General features: G+C 65.6%; 15 protein-coding genes. All 15 read left to right on the top strand.

Annotation, left to right across the window (positions count from 1 at the left end; all coding sequences use genetic code 11):
* The first annotated feature begins 368 nt into the window (after nt 1–368).
* The 15 genes from araD to glpK all read left to right on the top strand — a co-directional run bounded on the left by araD (nt 369) and on the right by glpK (nt 18,699).
* On the top strand, nt 369–2,036 hold the full coding sequence (araD, locus tag V3C40_RS01420; protein WP_442907225.1) for an L-arabinonate dehydratase: 1,668 nt from the start codon (nt 369–371) through the stop codon (nt 2,034–2,036).
* 37 nt (nt 2,037–2,073) lie between these two features.
* Nucleotides 2,074–2,886 (top strand): HpcH/HpaI aldolase family protein, encoded by an 813-nt coding sequence (locus tag V3C40_RS01415; RefSeq protein WP_331776272.1) that lies wholly within the window; start codon nt 2,074–2,076, stop codon nt 2,884–2,886.
* Between the two features lie 64 nt (nt 2,887–2,950).
* Nucleotides 2,951–4,054, top strand: coding sequence for an ABC transporter ATP-binding protein (locus V3C40_RS01410; protein WP_331776271.1), 1,104 nt, complete (start codon nt 2,951–2,953; stop codon nt 4,052–4,054).
* Between the two features lie 48 nt (nt 4,055–4,102).
* Nucleotides 4,103–5,353, top strand: coding sequence for an ABC transporter substrate-binding protein (locus V3C40_RS01405; protein ID WP_331776270.1), 1,251 nt, complete (start codon nt 4,103–4,105; stop codon nt 5,351–5,353).
* A 77-nt stretch (nt 5,354–5,430) separates the two neighbouring features.
* Nucleotides 5,431–6,345 (top strand): carbohydrate ABC transporter permease, encoded by a 915-nt coding sequence (locus V3C40_RS01400; RefSeq protein WP_034755235.1) that lies wholly within the window; start codon nt 5,431–5,433, stop codon nt 6,343–6,345.
* On the top strand, nt 6,342–7,172 hold the full coding sequence (locus V3C40_RS01395) for a carbohydrate ABC transporter permease (RefSeq protein WP_034755232.1): 831 nt from the start codon (nt 6,342–6,344) through the stop codon (nt 7,170–7,172). The genes V3C40_RS01400 and V3C40_RS01395 overlap by 4 nt, the downstream gene beginning before the upstream one ends.
* A gap of 8 nt (nt 7,173–7,180) precedes the next feature.
* Nucleotides 7,181–8,068 carry an aldose 1-epimerase gene (locus V3C40_RS01390; RefSeq protein WP_331776269.1) on the top strand — a complete coding sequence of 296 codons (888 nt, stop codon included), beginning with the start codon at nt 7,181–7,183 and terminating at the stop codon, nt 8,066–8,068.
* Nucleotides 8,061–8,969: an SMP-30/gluconolactonase/LRE family protein gene (locus tag V3C40_RS01385; RefSeq protein ID WP_331776268.1), complete on the top strand. Its 909-nt coding sequence runs from the start codon at nt 8,061–8,063 to the stop codon at nt 8,967–8,969. The genes V3C40_RS01390 and V3C40_RS01385 overlap by 8 nt, the downstream gene beginning before the upstream one ends.
* Nucleotides 8,970–8,995: 26 nt before the next feature.
* The gene (locus V3C40_RS01380) at nt 8,996–9,784 is read left to right on the top strand and encodes an SDR family NAD(P)-dependent oxidoreductase (RefSeq protein WP_331776267.1); all 789 of its coding nucleotides are present in this window, start codon (nt 8,996–8,998) and stop codon (nt 9,782–9,784) included.
* A gap of 28 nt (nt 9,785–9,812) precedes the next feature.
* Nucleotides 9,813–11,267, top strand: coding sequence for an NAD-dependent succinate-semialdehyde dehydrogenase (locus tag V3C40_RS01375; RefSeq protein ID WP_331776266.1), 1,455 nt, complete (start codon nt 9,813–9,815; stop codon nt 11,265–11,267).
* A 65-nt stretch (nt 11,268–11,332) separates the two neighbouring features.
* Nucleotides 11,333–12,736, top strand: a complete 1,404-nt coding sequence (locus V3C40_RS01370) for a porin (protein ID WP_331776265.1) — start codon at nt 11,333–11,335, stop codon at nt 12,734–12,736.
* A gap of 82 nt (nt 12,737–12,818) precedes the next feature.
* A complete protein-coding gene (locus tag V3C40_RS01365) occupies nt 12,819–14,840 on the top strand; it encodes an alpha-glucosidase (RefSeq protein ID WP_070304890.1) in 2,022 nt (673 codons plus the stop codon).
* Between the two features lie 7 nt (nt 14,841–14,847).
* Nucleotides 14,848–15,609 carry a TSUP family transporter gene (locus tag V3C40_RS01360; protein WP_331776264.1) on the top strand — a complete coding sequence of 254 codons (762 nt, stop codon included), beginning with the start codon at nt 14,848–14,850 and terminating at the stop codon, nt 15,607–15,609.
* Nucleotides 15,610–15,652: 43 nt separating this feature from the next.
* Nucleotides 15,653–17,212, top strand: coding sequence for a glycerol-3-phosphate dehydrogenase (gene glpD, locus V3C40_RS01355; protein ID WP_070304887.1), 1,560 nt, complete (start codon nt 15,653–15,655; stop codon nt 17,210–17,212).
* Nucleotides 17,209–18,699 carry a glycerol kinase GlpK gene (gene glpK / locus V3C40_RS01350; protein ID WP_070304885.1) on the top strand — a complete coding sequence of 497 codons (1,491 nt, stop codon included), beginning with the start codon at nt 17,209–17,211 and terminating at the stop codon, nt 18,697–18,699. Before glpD ends, glpK begins: the two co-directional genes overlap by 4 nt.
* The last annotated feature ends 41 nt before the right edge of the window (nt 18,700–18,740 follow it).

The following is an 18,740-nucleotide window of genomic DNA, read 5'->3' as shown; positions in this document are numbered from 1 at the left end:
CACCACGCATCATGCCATGGCCGGGCGCACGGTGGACGCCAGCGTAACGCCGGCGCTTTACGGCTCTTCGGCTGGGCCGCATAAATTCTATTCTGGAAATTGGCGTCAATGAAATCATGCCGATAGTGTAAGGGCTGCGCGCCTGCACCCTGCATTAAATCTGTTGACAGCCCCGTGCGATTCAAATTATATTTCGCTGTACTTGCAATGTTAGCGCTAACAAAGGCGGCAAGCAAGACCCGAGACAGCAGCACTGGAACGCCATCCGCAGCGCGCCAGGCAACCGAAAAGGACACACATTGAGCTCCGCTACTTCCCGCCGCACGCTGGAATCCCTGCGCAGCCAGCGCTGGCTGGCCCCAGACGACATGCGCTCGTTCGCCCACCGCCAGCGCCTGCAGCAGATGGGCTTGCGCCGCGAGGAATTCCTCGACCGCCCCGTCATCGCCATCATCAATACCTGGAGCGACCTGTCGCCGTGCCACTCGCACCTGCGCGAACGGGCCGAAGCCGTCAAGCGCGGCATCCTGCTGGCCGGCGGCTTCCCCGTCGAGCTGCCTGCACTGTCCTTGGGCGAAGTGATGGTCAAGCCCACCACCATGATCTACCGCAACTTCCTCGCCATGGAAACGGAAGAACTGCTGCGCTCGCTGCCGATCGACGGCGCCGTGCTGCTCGGCGGCTGCGACAAGACGACGCCCGGCATGCTGATGGGCGCCATCAGCATGGATATCCCCGCCATCTTCTGCCCTGCCGGCCCCATGCTCAACGACCGCTACCGCGGCCAGAGCGTGGGCGCGGGCACGCACACCAAGAAATTCTGGGATAACTACGTGGCCGGCGACATCGCCAAGCCCGAGTGGATCAAGCTGGAAGCGAAGATGACGCGCTCGCCCGGCACCTGCAACACCATGGGCACGGCCTCCACCATGACGTCCATCGTCGAGGCGATGGGCTTTACCTTGCCGGGCGCCACCAGCATTCCCGCCATGGACGCCAATCACGTGCGCATGGCTTCGCAATGCGGCGAGCGCATCGTCGGCATGGTGTGGGAAGACTTGAAGCCGTCGCGCTTCTTCACCCGCGCCGCGCTGTCGAACGGCGTGGCCGCCTACATGGCGCTCGGTGGCTCGACCAATGCGGCCATCCACCTGGTCGCCATCGCCGGGCGCGCCGGCTTGGCCCTGTCGCTCGATGAAATGGATGCGATGGCGCAAAAAGTGCCGGTCATCGCCAACCTGTTCCCGTCCGGCGACAAGCTGATGGAAGATTTCTTCTATGCGGGCGGCATGCCGGCCCTGCTCAAGGAAATCGCGCCGCAGCTGGATTTGACGGCCTTGACGGTCACGGGCCGCAGCCTGGGCGAGAACATCGCCGACGCCGTCTGCCTCGACGACAGCGTGATCCGCAAGGTGTCGCAGCCGGTGGCCGACGGCGCGGCGCTGGCCGTGCTGCGCGGCAACCTGTGTCCTGGCGGCGCCGTCATCAAGCCGTCGGCAGCGAATCCGAAATTTGCCAAGCATCGCGGACGCGCCCTCGTGTTCGACTCGAACGCGGAGATGCTGGCGCAGATCCACGCGCCCGACCTCGACATCGATGAAAACACGGTGCTGATCCTGCGCAATGGCGGCCCCATCGGCGCGCCCGGCATGCCGGAATGGGGCAATCTGCCCGTGCCGAAAAAGCTGCTGCAACAGGGTATCCGCGACATGGTGCGCATCTCCGACGCGCGCATGAGCGGCACCCACTACGGCACCTGCGTATTGCACGTGACACCGGAAGCGGCCGTCGGCGGCCCGCTGGCCCTGGTGCGCAACGGCGACATGATCGAACTGGACATCGCCGCGCGCAGCCTGAACATGGACGTGACGGACGAGGAACTGGCGCGCCGCCGCGCCGAATGGCAGGCGCCGGCGCAAAAATATGCGCGCGGCTACACCAAGCTGTACATGGAGCACGTGACGCAGGCCGACCAGGGCTGCGACCTGGACTTTTTGCTGGGCAACGCCGCCACACCCGAGCCGCCGATCTTCTGACGCCGCCGTCTTCCCTACCTATATAGAGAGCACAACTATGGATATCCTGGACAACCCATTCCGCGCCCTGCTGGCGGACAAAGCAGTACCACTGGGCAGCTGGCTGATGGCCGGCACGTCCGTGACGGCCGAAGCCATGGGCTGCGCCGGCTTCGACTGGCTGGTGCTGGACATGGAACACGTGCCCATCGACTACCAGGACGCCTACCAGATCCTGCAAGCCGTGGGCGGCACGCCGGCCTGCCCCGTCGTGCGCCTGGCCTGGAACGACCTCGTGCAAATCAAGCGCGCGCTCGACATCGGCGCGCAAACCCTGATGTTCCCGTTCGTGGAAAACGCCGCTGAAGCGCGCAGCGCCGTGGCCGCCACCCGCTATCCCCAGCCGGGCCAGGCTATTCCCGGCACGCGTGGCTTTGCCGCCATGCACCGCGCCAGCCGCTATGGCACCGTGCCCGACTACGCCGCCCGCGCCAACGGCGCCGTCTTCTCGATTATCCAGCTGGAAACGCCGGCCGCCCTGGTGCAACTGGAAGAGATCGCCGCCGTCGATGGCGTCGACGCCCTGTTCGTGGGACCCGGCGACCTGTCGGCAGCCATGGGCCATATCGGCAATATCGGCCACCCGGAAGTGCAGGCGGCGATTGCCGACGCGGCCCGCCGCGCCCGCGCCATTGGCAAACCCATCGGCATTGTCGGCCCCTCGCCGGAAATGGTGCACACTTTCATTAGTTACGGCTATGACTACGTGGCCATCGCCTCGGACATGGGCATGATGATGCGCCAGGCCAATGCCTTTATCACGGCCCTGAAACCGTCGCTGGCGAAAGCCCTCGACACGGGCGCCTACTAATCTATTTCTGTTGCAACGCACGTAGCGCGCTCAGACGCGTCATTCGCATCTTTTGGAGACAAGCATGTCAGGTGTAAAACTGGAAAAGGTCGTCAAGAAGTACGACAACGGCGTCGAAGTCATTCATGGCATCGACCTGGAAATCAAGCAAGGCGAATTCGTCGTCTTCGTGGGCCCTTCGGGTTGTGGAAAATCCACCCTGATGCGCATGGTCGCGGGGCTCGAGACCATCACGGGCGGCACCATCTCCATCGAGGGACAGGTCGTCAACGACTTGCCGCCGCGCGAGCGCGACATCGCCATGGTGTTCCAGGACTATGCGCTGTATCCGCACAAGTCCGTGTTCGACAACCTGGGCTTTGGCTTGAAGCTGCGCAAGTTTCCGAAGGCGGAAATCGAACAGCGCGTGCGCGCCGCAGCCACCATCCTGAAAATCGACCACTTGCTCGACCGCAAGCCGCGCGCCCTGTCCGGCGGCCAGCGCCAGCGCGTGGCCATGGGCCGCGCCATCGTGCGCCAGGCCAAGCTGTTCCTGTTCGATGAACCGCTGTCGAACCTGGACGCCCTGCTGCGCTCGGAAATGCGCACGGAAATCAAGAAGCTGCACCAGCGCATCGGTGCCACCACCATTTACGTCACGCATGATCAGGTCGAAGCGATGACCCTGGCCGAACGCATCGTCGTACTGTCCGGCGGCAACATCATGCAGGTCGGCACGCCGGACCAGATCTACAACGAACCCGTGTCGAAATTTGTCGCGGGCTTCACGGGCTCGCCGCCGATGAACTTCCTCGGCGCCAAGGTGGCACGCAATAGCGCCGGCCAGACCGAGATCGTGCTGGGTTCAGCCCGCCTGGCCCTGCCGGCCGAACGTCAGGCTGCCTGCGGCAAGCTCGATGGCCGCGCCGTGGAATTCGGCATCCGCCCGGAAGACATCACCCTGGAAGCGGCCGGCAGCGCCAGCGCCGCCCTGGCCGCGACAGTCGTGGTGGTCGAACCGCTGGGCGCGGAAACCCTCGTCATCTTCCAGTGCGAAGGCGGCGAATTGACGGCACGCCTGCCGCCCACGTTTGCGCTGGCGCCAGGGCAGCAAGTCACGGTACAGCTGGACATGGAGAAATTCCATCTGTTCGATCCGCAGGGCGGCGCGGTACTGCCATCCCGATAAGCCGCGCACAAGCGGCATACCCATTCCAAAAAACAGGAGACAAGCATCATGCGTATCAAATCCCTCGTCCTGGCGCTCGGCGCCACCTTCGTCCTCGCCACCAGCGTTCATGCGCAAACCGTCAAGATCTTTGTCGGCGGCCAGGAGCGCCCCGAAGTCATGCGCGAACTGTTCGCCAAGTTCATGGCCGCCAATCCCGGCGTCAAGATCGACCTGGAAACGGGCGGCGCCACTTCCGAGCTGCAGCAGAAATACCTGAACACCGTGCTGTCGGCCGGCGACACCACCCTGGACGTGTTCCTGATCGACATCATCCGCCCGGCCCAGTACGCGTCGGCCGGCTGGATCGAAAGCCTGGACAAATACCTGGGCGCCGACCGCGACAAGATCATGGGCCAGTACCTGCCCGCCTACAAGCAAGCGAATATGGTCGACAACAAGGTCGTGGCCCTGCCCGCCTTTGCCGATGCCATGTTCCTCTACTACCGAAAGGACTTGCTGGCCAAGTACAAGCTGGCGGCGCCGAAAACATGGGATGAGCTGGCCACCGTGGCGCGCACCATCCAGGCCGGCGAAAAGAATCCGGAATTGCAAGGCATCAGCTTCCAGGGCAAGGCCATCGAAGGCGCCGTCTGCACCTTCCTGTTGCCGTACTGGAGCCAGGGTGGCGAACTGGTCACCAACGGCAAGCTGACCCTGGACAAGCCCAAGGCGGAAGCGGGCCTGGCCATGTGGCGCAAGCTGGTCGACCAGGGCGTGGCGAAAAAGAACATCGCCGAAGTGGCCACTGACGATACGCGCAAGGAATTCCAGGCCGGCAACGTCTTGTTTGCCGTCAACTGGGGCTATGCCTGGAATCACTTCCAGGATGGCGCCGACAGCAGCGTGAAGGATAAAGTCGGAGTCGTCAGCCTGCCGGCCATGGCGGGCGGCAAACCGGCCTCGTGCATCGGCGGCTGGCAGTGGGCCGTGTCTTCGTTCTCGAAGAACAAGGAAGCGTCGGCCAAGCTGGTGCGCTGGCTGTCGAGCCCGGAAGTGTCGAAGCAGCTGGCCATCAAGGCCTCCAACCTGCCCGTCTACCCATCCGTCTACCAGGACAAGGAAGTGCTGGCCGTCAATGGCTGGTTCGCCGATGCCCTGCCGGTCGTGCAAAGCGCCCGGTCGCGCCCCGTCACGCCCCGCTACAGCGAAGTGTCCGAAGCCGTGCGCGTCAATACAAATGCCGTGATGGCGGGCGTGAAGACGCCGGCGGCCGGCGTGGCCGAGATCGAAAACCGGGTCAAGCGCATCCTGCGCTAACCGCGCATGCGCCCGTGCCGCCACGGCGGCGGCCCGGGCGGCACACGCATACGCACACCGCAACAGACGAGGAAATCATGAGGCAACGCACCCTGAAAAGCCGCATCACGGACCCCAGCGAAACGACGCTGGCCTGGGTCCTGCTGACGCCGGCGATTCTGTTTTTACTGCTGATCGTGGCCTACCCGGTCAGCAAACTGATCTACAACAGCTTTTTCGACATCCGCCTGTCCGGCGGCAGCCTGCCCAGTTTCGTGGGCCTGGACAACTACAAGATGGCGCTGGAAGACAGCCTGTTCTGGAAGTCGCTGAAAAACACCGTCATCATCACCGTCGTCACCGTGCCGGGCGCGCTGGTGGCGGGCCTGGGCCTGGCCATGCTGGCCAACATGCCGTTCAAATACCGCTGGCCCGTGCGCCTGGCGCTGCTGCTGCCGTGGGCCTTGCCGCTGGCCTTCGTCGGCCTGATCTTCGCCTGGTTCTTCCACAGCGAATACGGCCTGGTGAACGACATCATCCGCCGCATCGACCTGCTGATCCCCGGCCTGGGCTGGGAACCGCAAATCTGGTTCAACTCGCCCGCGCTGACGATGGCCGCCATCTGCATCACGACCATCTGGAAAACCTCGTCGTTCATGGCCCTGATTTTGCTGGCCGGCCTGCAAACCATTCCCGCCTCGCTGTATGAAGCGGCCGAGGTGGACGGCGCCAGCAAGTGGAAGCAATTTACGGAAGTGACCCTGCCGCTCTTGGTGCCATCGATGCTGGTGGCGCTGATCTTCCGCACCTTGACGGCCATCCAGTCCTTCGATATTCCGTACAACATGCCTGGCCCTGGCGACGAAACCAAGACCCTGGCCATGTATATCCAGTCCAATACGGTCGACTACCTTGATGTGGGTTATGGCTCGACCCTGGCCGTGTTCATGTTCCTGCTGTCGATGGCCACCACGTTCGTATATCTGAAATATGTAAGAGGAGACAAAGAATGAGCGGCCTGTTTTCATCGAAGCGCCTGCGCTGGTTCGCCGCCGCGATCGTCATCCTCAACGGCGTCTTCCCCGCCCTGTGGATTTTGTTCACCTCACTGAAAACCGAGAGCGAACTGACGCAAAAGCCGATCACCTACTGGCCGCACGAACCGACCATCGGCAATTTCATCTCGGCCTTCCAGGACCAGCCGCTGCTGACGTTCCTGACCAACAGCCTGATCGTGGCCGGCCTGTCGACCCTGCTCAGCCTGTTCATCAGCGCGCTGGCCGCCTATGCGATCGCCCGCTTGCGCCTGCGTTTCCGCGGGTTGATCCTCACCGCCATCATCGGCGTGTCGATGTTCCCGCTGGTGACCTTGATGGTGCCGCTGTTCGAGATCATGCGCAGCCTGGGCTTGCTGAACTCCTACTGGGCGCTCGTGCTGCCGTACACGGTGCTGAACCTGCCCATCTGCACGCTGATGATGGTGAGCTTTTTCCAGGATATCCCGCGCGACATCGAGAACGCGGCCATGCTTGACGGCTGCACCCGCCTGAGCGCCCTGTGGCGCATCGTGCTGCCGCTGGCCGCGCCTGGCGTGGCGACGGCCGCCATCCTCGCCTTCGTCAATTCCTGGGACGAGTTCCTGCTGGCGCTGTCGATGAATTCGGCCGTGGCTTACCGCACCCTGCCCGTCGGCATCCAGCTGTACCAGGGCGAGTTCGCCTTCCCGTGGCCGATCATTTCGGCGGCGCTGGTGGTGGCCATCGTGCCCATCGTCGTGCTGATCGTGATCTTCCAGGAAAAGGTCGTCAGCGGCCTGACCTCGGGCGGCTTGAAGGGCTGAGGCTGAAAATGAACCACCAGTCTCCCTTCACCCTGGCGCACGGCGACTGCCGCGCCGACGTCCACCCGGCCACCGGTGGCGCGCTGGCGGCGCTGCGCTGGCGCGGACGCGACATCCTGCGCGCCGCGCCGGCCAGCGCCGGTGTGCGGCAGATGGCCTGCTATCCCTTGGCGCCGTATTCGAACCGCATCGGCAACGCCGTGCTGCAGGCGCCGGAACAGACGCATGCGCTGCGCGCCAACTTCCCGCCCGAGCCGCACAGCATCCACGGCTTCGGCTGGCAGCGCGCCTGGCATGTGGCGGCGCGCACGGCCCACAGCGCCGAACTGCTGCTCGTGCATGGCCGCGACGCGGACTGGCCATTTGCCTGCACGGTGCAGCAAACAGTGCTGCTCGACGAAGCCGGCCTGCGCCTGACTTTATCGGTGCGTAATGACGACGCGCGCACCATGCCCGCCGGCCTGGGTTTTCACCCCTACTTCCCGCTGGCCCCTGGCCTGCGCCTGCAGACGCAGTGGGATGGCGTGTGGAGCATGGGCGACGACCACTTGCCGGCCGGTCTGGCGCCCGTGGCGCAAGCATCGCCATTCGCCACGCCGCAGCCCGTGGCCGGCTGGCAGGCGGACAATTGCTACAGCGGCTGGACGGGCCGCGCCAGCCTCGATTACGGAGATTATGCCGTGCACCTGTCGGCCAGCGACAATTGCGGCCACCTCGTCTGCTTCGCGCCCAACGACGAGCGCAGCTTCATTGCGCTGGAACCCGTCACGCACGCGAATAACGCGTTTGCGCTGGCCGCGCGCGGCGCGCAGGGCACGGGCATGCGCTTGCTGGCGCCCGGTGAGAGCCTGCACATCGCCATGCGCCTGGCAATCGAGGAGAAACAGCATGCGTGAATGGCAAGCCCAACTCGTGCTCGACGCGCGCGCCCAGCTGGGCGAATGCCCGCTGTGGAGCGTGGCCGAGCAGTGTTTATATTGGATCGACATCGCCGGACGCCGTGTGCACCGCTACGATCCGGCGACAAACCTCGACCGCGTCTGGTGGGTGCCGTGCGAGCCGGGCTGCATCGCCCTGGCTGAAAAAGGCAGCCTGGTGGCGGCCCTGCGCGACGGTTTCTACCGTTTCTATCCGCAGGAAGGCTTGCTCGACAAGCTGGCCGATGCACCGTACGACAGCCGCGACATGCGTTTCAACGATGGCCGCTGCGACAGCGCCGGACGTTTCTGGGCCGGCGCCATGTACGAGCCGCGCACGGCGGAACTGGCCGCCATGTTTTGCCTGGAACGGGGCGCCACGCGCCTGGGCTGGGGGCCGCAACAGGATCTTGGCGTCAAGGTCAGCAACGGCCTGGCCTTCGCGGAAGATGCAAAATCCCTGTTCCAGTCCGACACGCCGAATCACGTGATCTACCGTTTTGAGTTCGATGCGGCCAGCGGCCAGGTCGGCGAGCGCCAGGTGTTCGCGCGCCTGCCCGTCAAAGGAGAAGAAGCCGTGTATGGCGGCCGTCCCGATGGCGCGGCATTGGACGCCGAAGGCTGCTACTGGAGCGCGCAATACGAAGGTGGCCGGGTGCTGCGCTTTTCGCCGCAGGGCGAAATCATCGGCGTCGTGCACGTGCCCGTCACGCGCCCCACCATGATCGCCTTTGGCGGCGCCGACCTGCGCACCCTGTACATCACCAGCGCGCGCGAAGGCGCGGCGGACGACGAACTGGCGCGCCAGCCTCAGGCCGGCGGCCTCTTTGCCGTGCGCCTGGACGTGGCCGGCCAGCCCGAACCCCTTTACCGGGATTGATACCCCGATCTCACCCCGAGGACAGCATGAACGCCAACATCACTCTCTACCCCAGCCTGCAGGACCGCGTGGTCTTCGTCTCCGGCGGCGGCTCCGGCATCGGTGCTTCCATGGTCGAGCATTTCGCCCTGCAAGGCGCGCAAGTGGCTTTTTGCGACATCGACCGCGACGCCAGCGCCGCCCTGGCCGCGCGCCTGGCGCCCCTGTGCCGCCACGCGCCCTGTTTCGTGTACAGCGACATCCGCGACATCGCAGCCTACCAGGCCAGCCTGGCCGACGTCGAGGCGCGTTTCGGCGCCATCCGCGTGCTGCTCAATAACGCGGGCCGCGACGACCGCCATTCGCTGGCCGAACTGACGCCCGAGTACTGGGACAACTGCTTGGCCCTGAACCTGAAACACCACGTGTTCGCCATCCAGCAGGTGGCGCCCGGCATGGCGGCCGCCGGCGGCGGCTCCATCATCAACCTCGGCTCCATTTCCTGGATGCGCGGGCGCCCCAACCTGGTCGGCTACACCACGTCCAAGGCCGGCATCGCGGGCCTGTCGCGCACCCTGGCGCGCGAACTGGGTGAACAGAATATCCGCGTCAACGCCATCGCCCCGGGTGCCATCGCCACGGACCGCCAGGCCGCGCTGTGGCGCGATCCCGAGGAAGACCGGCGTTTCATCGAACTGCAATGCCTGAAATACCGGCTCGATGCGGGCCACGTGGCGCGCACGGCCCTGTTCCTCGCGGCCGACGATTCGGACGGCATCACAGGGCAGAACATCATCGTCGACGCGGGGCTGGCCCAAGTCTCGGTCGCCGGATAAGCAGCATCCCTCATTCAAGGAGAACCTCATGTTGAACCTGCAAGACGCAAGCCTGTTGAAACAGCAATGCCTGATCGATGGCGTCTGGTGCGACGCCGATGACGGCGCTACCATCGCCGTGACCAACCCGGCCACGGGCGCAGTGATCGCCACCGTGCCGCGCATGGGCGCGGCCGAGACGCGGCGCGCCATCGCCGCCTCGCATGCGGCCTTCCGGCTGTGGCGCAAGCAGACGGTGAAGGCGCGCGCCACGGTGCTGCGCGCCTGGCATGCGCTGATTTTGCAGCACGCCGACGACCTGGCGCTGATCCTCACCAGCGAGCAAGGCAAGTCGCTGGCGGAAGCCAAAGGCGAGATCGTCTCGAACGCGGCCTACCTGGAATGGTTTGCCGAGGAAGGCAAGCGCGCGTACGGCGACGTGATCGCCCCGCCGTCGAACGACAAGCGCATCGTCGTCATCAAGCAGCCGATCGGCGTGTGCGCGGCCATCACGCCGTGGAATTTCCCGAACGGCATGATCACGCGCAAGGCCGGCCCCGCCCTGGCGGCCGGCTGCGCCATGGTCTTGAAACCGGCGTCGCAAACGCCGCTGTCGGCCCTGGCCCTGGGCGAACTGGCGCTGCGCGCCGGCGTGCCGCCCGGCGTCTTCAATGTGGTGACGGGCGCGGCGCAAGCGATCGGCACGGAGCTGTGCCACAACGACCTGGTGCGCAAGATCACGTTTACGGGATCGACGGAAGTGGGCGCCTGGCTGTCGCGCGAAGCGGCCGGCACGATCAAGAAGCTGTCGCTGGAACTGGGCGGCAACGCGCCCTTCATCGTCTTCGACGATGCCGACATCGACGCGGCCGTCGAAGGCGTGCTGATGTCGAAATACCGCAACAGCGGCCAGACCTGCGTGTGCGCCAACCGCATCTACGTGCAGGACAGCATCTATGACGATTTCGCCACCCGCCTGGTGGCCAAGGTGGCCGAGCTGAAACTGGGCAATGGCCTGGACGCTGGCGTCACGCAAGGTCCGCTGATCGATGAAAACGCCGTGCGCAAGATCGAGCAGCACATCGCTGACGCGCTGTCCAAGGGCGGCAAGCTGGCCATCGGCGGCAAGCGCCACGCGCTGGGCGGCAGCTTTTTCGAGCCCAGCGTGGTGCTGGAAGCGAACAGCGACATGCTGGTCGCCACAGAGGAAACCTTCGCCCCGCTCGCTCCCCTGTTCCGCTTCGGCAGCGAAGACGAAGTCGTCGCCATGGCCAACGCCACGCAGTTCGGCCTGGCCGGCTATTTCTACAGCCGCGACCTGGGCAGGGTCTGGCGCGTGGCCGAAGAACTGGAAGTGGGCATGGTCGGCATCAACACGGGCATGATCGCCAATGAAATGGCGCCATTCGGCGGCGTCAAGCATTCGGGCATGGGCCGCGAAGGCTCGCATTACGGCATGGACGACTTCCTCGATATCAAATATTTGTGCATGGGAGGGATTTGATTATTTAATGTAGGCAAGGCAGGGATCAGCAACAATACACCTATAAAAACACAGGAGACAGGATCATGCAAACGACATTACGCAAGACCACATTGGCCGCGGCCATCACGGGCGCCCTTTTCTCGGCGTCATTTGTTAGCGCTAACGCGCGCGCCGACGAACTGAGCGACATGAAAGCCATGCTGGCCCAATTGCAGGACCGGGTAGCGCAGATGGAAGCGAAGGCGGCCCAGCCAGCACCTGCGGCGGCACCTGCCGCAGCCATGGCCGCAGCGCCAACGGCCGCCCCCGTGAAACCCGTCACCGGCTTCAACTGGAAGCTGTACGGCCGTGGCGACATCGGCTACACGGTTTCGCGCGGCAAGGATGCCAGCGGGCGCCAGTTGACGAACCACCGCCTGAACCAGGGCGAGATGGCCAGCCGCCTGGGCCTCACGGGCGCCTGGGTCTTCAGCGATGAATACAAGGCCATCTTCGGCGTCGAGACGGGTCTGAACCTGTTCAACGGCAATGCGGGCGGCGGCACGCAAAACAACACCACCTCGTCCGTGCTGTTCAACCGCGGTTCCACCGTCGGCTTTGCCTCGACCACCTGGGGCTCGATCGAAGGCGGCACCATGTACATGGCGCCGTTCTGGGTTTCGCTGGGGGCCGACCTGGCCTCGGCCCACAACTACGGCGCCAACGATTTCAGCGCCCTGTTCTCGCTCACGCGCCCCGAATCCCTGGGCCGCTACCTGAAAGACCCCGTGACGGGCAACGCCAGCAAGACGACTAGCCTGGCCGGCAACAACTCGGGCACGGCCCTGTTCTACGGCAATGCGCTGCGCTACCGCAGCCCCACCTGGAACAACGTCTCGGCCGAGGTATCGTATTCGGCCGGCCAGCAAGCGTCTTCCGCCACCGACCTGGAAAACGATGGCCGCAGCTGGGCCGCCAACGTGCTGTACAAAAAGGGCGATCTGTTCCTCGGCTATGCGCACATGGATTACCAGCAGAGCAACGACATCAGCACGGCCGGCACGCCGAACTTCATCAAGCGCAACCAGGTCACGGACATCGTCGGCGCGCGCTACAAGTGGAACGACTTTACTTTGGGTGGTTCCTACACCTCCTACCGCGTGTCGAACGCGGGCGGCTATGCGGCCGACGCCTTTGGCGTGTCGGGCGCGTACGACATCGGCAAGCACCGCATCGAAGGTAGCCTGGCGCACATCAGCTACGACGGCGCCAACGCCAGGGGCGCGTTCGGCGCGAACACGGGCGACGGCGTGGGCAAGCCGAAGTCGACGGCCTACTCGCTGGGCTACCTGTACAACTTCCAGCCTACCCTGTCGTTCTATGCGTATGCCACGCGCATCGCCAACAACAGCCACGCCAAGCTGGGCGTATTGCAGTTCCGGGGGGACAATAACTACTTCGGCTACAGCCCCGTCGAGCTGACCGCCGGCATGTTCCTCGTCTTTTAATTAGTACTTAATTGTTGATGCACCGCCGGCCCGCCCGCATGCCCCGCCATGCGGCGGCCGGTTTTCACAGGAGTTGATCGTCATGCAGTACACACTACACCAGGAAAATGACAGCGTCGCCCTGCGCTGCGCCGGCCGCTTGCTGCTGCGCCACAGCGCCGCTGCGCCATGCGTATTCGTCGGCCAGGGCCGCGAAAGCATGGAAATGTACCGTGGTAACTTCGAGATCGAGGATTACGTCGAGGAGCGCAATGCCCTGCGCGCGCTGGCCGTCACGCAGGATGGCGACGCCGCCACCCTGAGCTTTGCGCGCCATGCGGGCGACGCACCGCAACTGGTGCTGGCCGTGCAAGCGACGCCGCATGGCGTGCACCTGGTGGTGCAGTACGCGGCGCCGGGCTGGAACCGGCTGTGGCTGCGCCTGCCCGCGGAACAGGACGAGCATGTATGGGGCTGCGGCGAGCAGATGTCGTACTTCGACCTGCGCGGACGCCACTTCCCCCTGTGGACGTCGGAGCCGGGCGTGGGCCGCGACAAGTCGACGCATCTGACGTGGCAGGCGGACGTGACGTCCAAGTCGGGCGGCGACTACTACCACACGAATTATCCGCAACCGAGCTTCATCTCTTCGCAGCGCTATTGCCTGCATGCGGAAACGACGGCGTATGCGGACTTCGATTTCCGCCAGCCCGACTTCCATGAACTGCAGTTCTGGGCCATGCCAGAGCGCCTGGAATTCATGCTGGCCGAGACCTTCGCCGACCTGGTCGGCGTCGTCTCGCAGCGCTTCGGCCGCCAGCCGCAGCTGCCAGCCTGGCTGCAGAATGGCGCGATGCTGGGCCTGAAAGGCGGCGAAGAGCACGCGCGCACCATCCTGGCGCAGGCGCAGGAACACGGCTTGCCCGTCAGCGCCCTATGGTGCGAGGACTGGGTGGGCTTGCGCCAGACCTCGTTCGGCAAACGCTTGTTCTGGGACTGGCGCTGGCAGCCGCAGCGCTACCCTGACCTGAAGAACTGGATCGCCGACCTGGCCAGGCAGGAGATCCGCTTCCTCGGCTACGTCAATCCCTACCTGTGCAACGACGGCACCCTGTACCAGGAAGCGCTGCAGCAGGGCTTTTTGGCGACCGCCATCGATGGCGGCGCCTACCTGGTGGACTTCGGCGAATTCGATTGCGGCGTCGTCGACTTCACCAATCCGGCCGCCGCGCTGTGGTTCGAGGAACGCATCCTGCGCCAGGAAATGCTCGATTTCGGCCTGTCCGGCTGGATGGCCGATTTCGGCGAATACCTGCCGATCGACCTGCGCCTGCACAATCGCACCGACGCGCGCCTGATGCACAACGCGTGGCCGACCCTGTGGGCCGAAGTCAATGCGCGCGCCATCGAACGGGCCGGCAAGACGGGCGACGCCACCTTCTTCATGCGCGCCGGCTACACGGGCGTGCAGGCGCACTGCCCGCTGCTGTGGGCGGGCGACCAGTCGGTCGACTTCAGCCGCCACGACGGTTTGCAGACGGTGATCTGCGGCGCCCTGTCCTCGGGCATCCTGGGCAACGCCTACCACCACAGCGATATCGGCGGCTATACGAGCTTGTTCGGCAACCTGCGCACGGCCGAACTGTTCCAGCGCTGGACGGAGATGGCCGTATTCACATCGATGATGCGCACGCACGAAGGCAACCGTCCCGACGAAAACTTCCAGTTCTACCAGGATGAAGACGTGTTCCGCCACTTCGCCCGCATGACGCGACTGCACGTGGCGCTGGCGCCCACCATCCGCGCCCTGGCCGAAGAGGCCGTGGCGCGCGGCCTGCCGCTGCAGCGCCCACTGTTCCTGCACTATGAACACGACCGCGCCACCTACGCCATCCAGGACCAGTACCTGTTCGGCCCCGACCTGCTGGTGGCGCCCGTGCACGCGGCCGGCGCCGCGCGCTGGAGCGCCTACCTGCCGCAGGGCGACGCCTGGATCCACCTGTGGAGCGGCGCCGCGTTCGAAGGCGGCCAGCGCGTGGAAGTCGATGCGCCGCTGGGCCAGCCGCCCGTCTTCGTGCGGCGCGGCTGCGCGCAGCAGGACTTCTTCCTGTCGCTGGCGAAATGAGTCTGGCATGAGCGTGGCGTCGCACTTGCTGTTCCTGGCCTGCGTGGCGCTGGCCAGCGTCGCGCAGAACCTGACGGGTTTTGCGTTTGGCCTGATCCTGCTGGGCCTGACGGCCGTGCTGCACCTGGCCAGCCTGGGCGACGTCGCCAACGTGGTCAGCGTGCTGGTGCTGGTCAACGCGGCCATCACGTTTGGCCGCACGCGCCCGCAACTGGCCTGGCCCGTGTTCGGCCCCTCGCTGGCCGTCAGCCAGCTGGGCGTGGGCGCGGGCGTGGCCCTGCTGGGCTGGTTCAGCGCGCAGCAAGTAAGCGTGCTGCGCTTCCTGCTCGGCTGCGCCATCGTCATCTGCGCCTTCATGCTGGTGCTGCGCGCCAGCGCGCGGGCGCGGCAGTCAAGCCTGCCCGCGTTTCTGCTCTTCAGCGGCGTGTCTGGCGTGATGGGCGGCCTGTTCGCCAGCGCCGGCCCGCCCATGGTGTACCACCTGTACCGCCAGCCATGGCCGGCCGACATGATCCGCCATTCGCTGATCGTGCTGTTCGCCGCGAATGCCGTGCTGCGCCTGGTCCTCGTGCTGGCGCATGGCCAGTTCAGCATGACGGCCTTCTGGCTGACCCTCGAGGCCTTGCCGCTGGTGATGGGCCTGACGTGGCTGGCGCGCCGCCACCCTTCGCGCCTGCCCATCGAACACGTGCGCCGCGCCGTCTTCGTGTTGCTGCTGATCGCCGGCCTGGCCCTCGTGCTGCCGCCCGTGCTGTCGCTGCTCGCCTGAGACGGCACTTAATTTTCTTTTACCTTTACCAGACGAGTCTTCCATGTCCGCTTCCCGCTTTTCCTCCCTGCCCGCCGACTGCGACCTGCTGGTCGTCGGCGGCGGCATCAATGGCGCCGGCATCGCGCGCGACGCGGCCGGCCGCGGCTTGCGCGTGGTGCTGTGCGAACAGCACGACCTGGCGCAGCACACCTCGTCCGCCTCCACCAAGCTGATACACGGCGGCCTGCGCTACCTCGAATACTATGAATTCAAGCTGGTGCGCAAGGCGCTGCAGGAACGCGAAGTGCTGCTGCGCGCCGCGCCCCACATCATGTGGCCGATGCGCTTCGTCATGCCGCACGACGCCGCCCAGCGCCCCGCCTGGATGATACGCGCGGGCCTGTTCCTGTACGACCACCTGGCCAAGCGGGCCTTTTTGCCCGCCTCGCAAGGCATCGCGCTGGACAGGCACGCGGCAGGCGCGCCGCTGAAGGCCGGCTACCGCAAGGGCTTCGTGTACTCCGACGGCTGGGTCGACGATGCGCGCCTGGTGGTGCTCAATGCGCTCGATGCGCAGGAACACGGCGCGCACATCCTCACGCGCACGGCTTGCGTCGACGCGCGCCGCGATGGCGGCGACTGGCAAGCCACCTTGCAAGCCGAGGATGGCCAGCGCAAGACCCTGCGCGCGCGTGCCATCGTCAACGCGGCGGGTCCGTGGACGGCGCAATTCGCCGGTGCGGCCGGCGGCGGCAAGACGCAGGGGCTGCGGCTGATCAAAGGCAGCCACATCATCGTGCCGCGCCTGTTCGAGCATCCGCATGCCTACATCTTCCAGAACCCGGACCAGCGCATCATCTTCGCCATTCCCTACCAGGATGACTTCACCCTGATCGGCACCACGGACGAGGAATACAAGGGAGAAGTCAGCCAGGTCAAAATCAGCCAGATGGAAATCGATTACCTGTGCCAGGCGGCGAACCGCTATTTCAAGCGCGAGATCGGCCCCGCCGACGTCGTGTGGACGTATTCCGGCGTGCGCCCGCTGCTCGACGACAGCGCGCAGAACGCGTCGGCCATCACGCGCGACTACCTGCTGGAAGTGGCGCGCGGCAAGGCGGCGACGGGCGCGCCGCTGCTCAATATCTGGGGCGGCAAGATCACCACCTACCGCAAGCTGGCCGAGGAAGCATTGGGCTTGCTGGCGCCCCTGCTGGACAATACCGCCGCGGCGTGGACGGCCGAGGCGCCCCTGCCCGGCGGCGACCTGCAGCAGCCAAACCGGCTCGTGGACAGCCATGATTTCGACGGTTTCCTCGCCCACTTCCAGCGCGACCACGCCTGGCTACCGCCTGCGCTGGCGCGCCGCTATGCGCGCGCCTACGGCAGCCGCGCCACACGCCTGCTGACAGGCGCCACCTCGATGGCCGACCTGGGCGCGCAGCTGGCACCCGGCCTGTACGAAGCCGAAGCGTGCTATCTGATCGAGGTGGAATGGGCCAGGAGCAGCGATGACATCCTGTGGCGGCGCAGCAAGCTGGGGCTGCGCTGCGCGCCGGCCGACGTGGCGCGCGTGCAGCAGTGGCTGGCGGTCCATCTGGCGCAGGAGGTGGCGGCATGACGTATTTGCTGGCCCTCGACCAGGGCACCTCGAGTTCGCGCAGCATGGTGTTCGATGAAGCAGGCGCCATCGTCGCCGTGGCGCAGCGCGAGTTTCGCCAGCTGTTCCCGCAGCCGGGCTGGATCGAACACGACCCGATGGAAATCTGGCACAGCCAGATCGAGACTTGCCGCGAAGTGCTGGCCAAGACGGGCTTGCGGGCCGATGAGCTCGGTGCGCTGGGCATCACCAACCAGCGCGAAACGACGGTGGTATGGGACCGCGCCACGGGCGAACCCGTCTACAACGCCATCGTCTGGCAAGACCGCCGCACGGAAGCGTTGTGCGAAGACTTGCGCGCGCGCGGCCTGGCCGGCGCCATCCATGCCAAGACGGGCCTGGTGCTCGACCCGTATTTTTCCGGCACCAAGCTGCGCTGGATACTCGACGCCGTGCCCGGCGCCCGCGCGCGGGCCATGCGCGGCGAACTGGCCTTCGGCACCATCGATACGTGGCTGGCGTGGAAAATGACGGGCGGACGTCTGCACGTGAGCGACGTCACCAACGCCTCGCGCACCATGCTGTGGAACCTGCATGAAGGCTGCTGGGATGCGCAACTGCTCGACTGGCTGGGCATTCCCGCCAGCCTGCTGCCATCCGTCCACCCATCAAGCCACGTATATGGCGAAACGGATGCGGACGTACTGGGCAGCCCCGTCATCATCGGCGGCATCGCCGGCGACCAGCAGGCGGCGCTGTTCGGCCAGACCTGTTTCAAGCCGGGCATGGCCAAGAATACCTATGGCACGGGCTGCTTCCTGTTGCTGAATACCGGCGAACAGTGCGCGCAATCGCAGCATGGCCTGATCAGCACAGCCGCCTGCCAGGTGGGCGCGCAGCCGACATATGCGCTCGAAGGCAGCGTTTTCATCGGCGGCGCCGTGGTGCAATGGCTGCGCGACGGCCTCGGTGCCATCGGCCACGCGGGCGAAGCGGAAGGCCTGGCCGCCTCCGTGCCCGATTCGGGCGGCGTGGTCTTCGTACCGTCGTTTACGGGACTCGGCGCGCCATACTGGGTGCCGTCCGCCAAGGGCGCCATCCTGGGCCTGAGCCGCGGCAGCACGGTGGGCCACATCGCCCGCGCGGCATTGGAAGCCATCGCCTTCCAGAGCGCCGCCCTGCTGGGCGCCATGACGCGCGACGCGCAAGCGCCGATCACGGAACTGCGCGTGGACGGCGGCGCCTGCGCCAACAACCTGCTGCTGCAATTCCAGGCCGACTTGCTGGGCATCCCCGTCGTGCGCCCGCAAGTGATCGAAACGACGGCATTGGGCGCGGCCTACCTGGCGGGCCTGGCCATCGGCCTGTATCAAGGCACCGACGAACTGGCGTCGCACTGGCGCGCCGACAGGACGTTCTTGCCCACCATCGGCCGAGACCAGGCTGCCAGTCTGATGCAGCAGTGGGAAGTGGCCGTGCGGCGGTTTACCGGTACCGGGGAACATTGACAAACGTCGGGGCAAAAAAGGCTCTGTCATCGGCAAATAGG

The sequence above is a fragment of the Janthinobacterium sp. LS2A genome (genome assembly GCF_036543145.1).
Taxonomy (GTDB): Bacteria; Pseudomonadota; Gammaproteobacteria; order Burkholderiales; family Burkholderiaceae_D; genus Janthinobacterium; species Janthinobacterium aestuarii.
This window is presented reverse-complemented; position numbering and strand designations above follow the sequence as displayed.

Coding starts and splice junctions, on each gene's coding strand:
- glpD (WP_070304887.1), top strand. CDS start 15,653: ATGTCCGCTTCCCGCTTTTCCTCCCTGCCCGCCGACTGCGACCTGCTG.
- araD (WP_442907225.1), top strand. CDS start 369: ATGCGCTCGTTCGCCCACCGCCAGCGCCTGCAGCAGATGGGCTTGCGC.
- V3C40_RS01380 (WP_331776267.1), top strand. CDS start 8,996: ATGAACGCCAACATCACTCTCTACCCCAGCCTGCAGGACCGCGTGGTC.
- V3C40_RS01390 (WP_331776269.1), top strand. CDS start 7,181: ATGAACCACCAGTCTCCCTTCACCCTGGCGCACGGCGACTGCCGCGCC.
- V3C40_RS01400 (WP_034755235.1), top strand. CDS start 5,431: ATGAGGCAACGCACCCTGAAAAGCCGCATCACGGACCCCAGCGAAACG.
- V3C40_RS01360 (WP_331776264.1), top strand. CDS start 14,848: ATGAGCGTGGCGTCGCACTTGCTGTTCCTGGCCTGCGTGGCGCTGGCC.
- glpK (WP_070304885.1), top strand. CDS start 17,209: ATGACGTATTTGCTGGCCCTCGACCAGGGCACCTCGAGTTCGCGCAGC.
- V3C40_RS01370 (WP_331776265.1), top strand. CDS start 11,333: ATGCAAACGACATTACGCAAGACCACATTGGCCGCGGCCATCACGGGC.
- V3C40_RS01365 (WP_070304890.1), top strand. CDS start 12,819: ATGCAGTACACACTACACCAGGAAAATGACAGCGTCGCCCTGCGCTGC.
- V3C40_RS01405 (WP_331776270.1), top strand. CDS start 4,103: ATGCGTATCAAATCCCTCGTCCTGGCGCTCGGCGCCACCTTCGTCCTC.
- V3C40_RS01415 (WP_331776272.1), top strand. CDS start 2,074: ATGGATATCCTGGACAACCCATTCCGCGCCCTGCTGGCGGACAAAGCA.
- V3C40_RS01410 (WP_331776271.1), top strand. CDS start 2,951: ATGTCAGGTGTAAAACTGGAAAAGGTCGTCAAGAAGTACGACAACGGC.
- V3C40_RS01375 (WP_331776266.1), top strand. CDS start 9,813: ATGTTGAACCTGCAAGACGCAAGCCTGTTGAAACAGCAATGCCTGATC.
- V3C40_RS01395 (WP_034755232.1), top strand. CDS start 6,342: ATGAGCGGCCTGTTTTCATCGAAGCGCCTGCGCTGGTTCGCCGCCGCG.
- V3C40_RS01385 (WP_331776268.1), top strand. CDS start 8,061: ATGCGTGAATGGCAAGCCCAACTCGTGCTCGACGCGCGCGCCCAGCTG.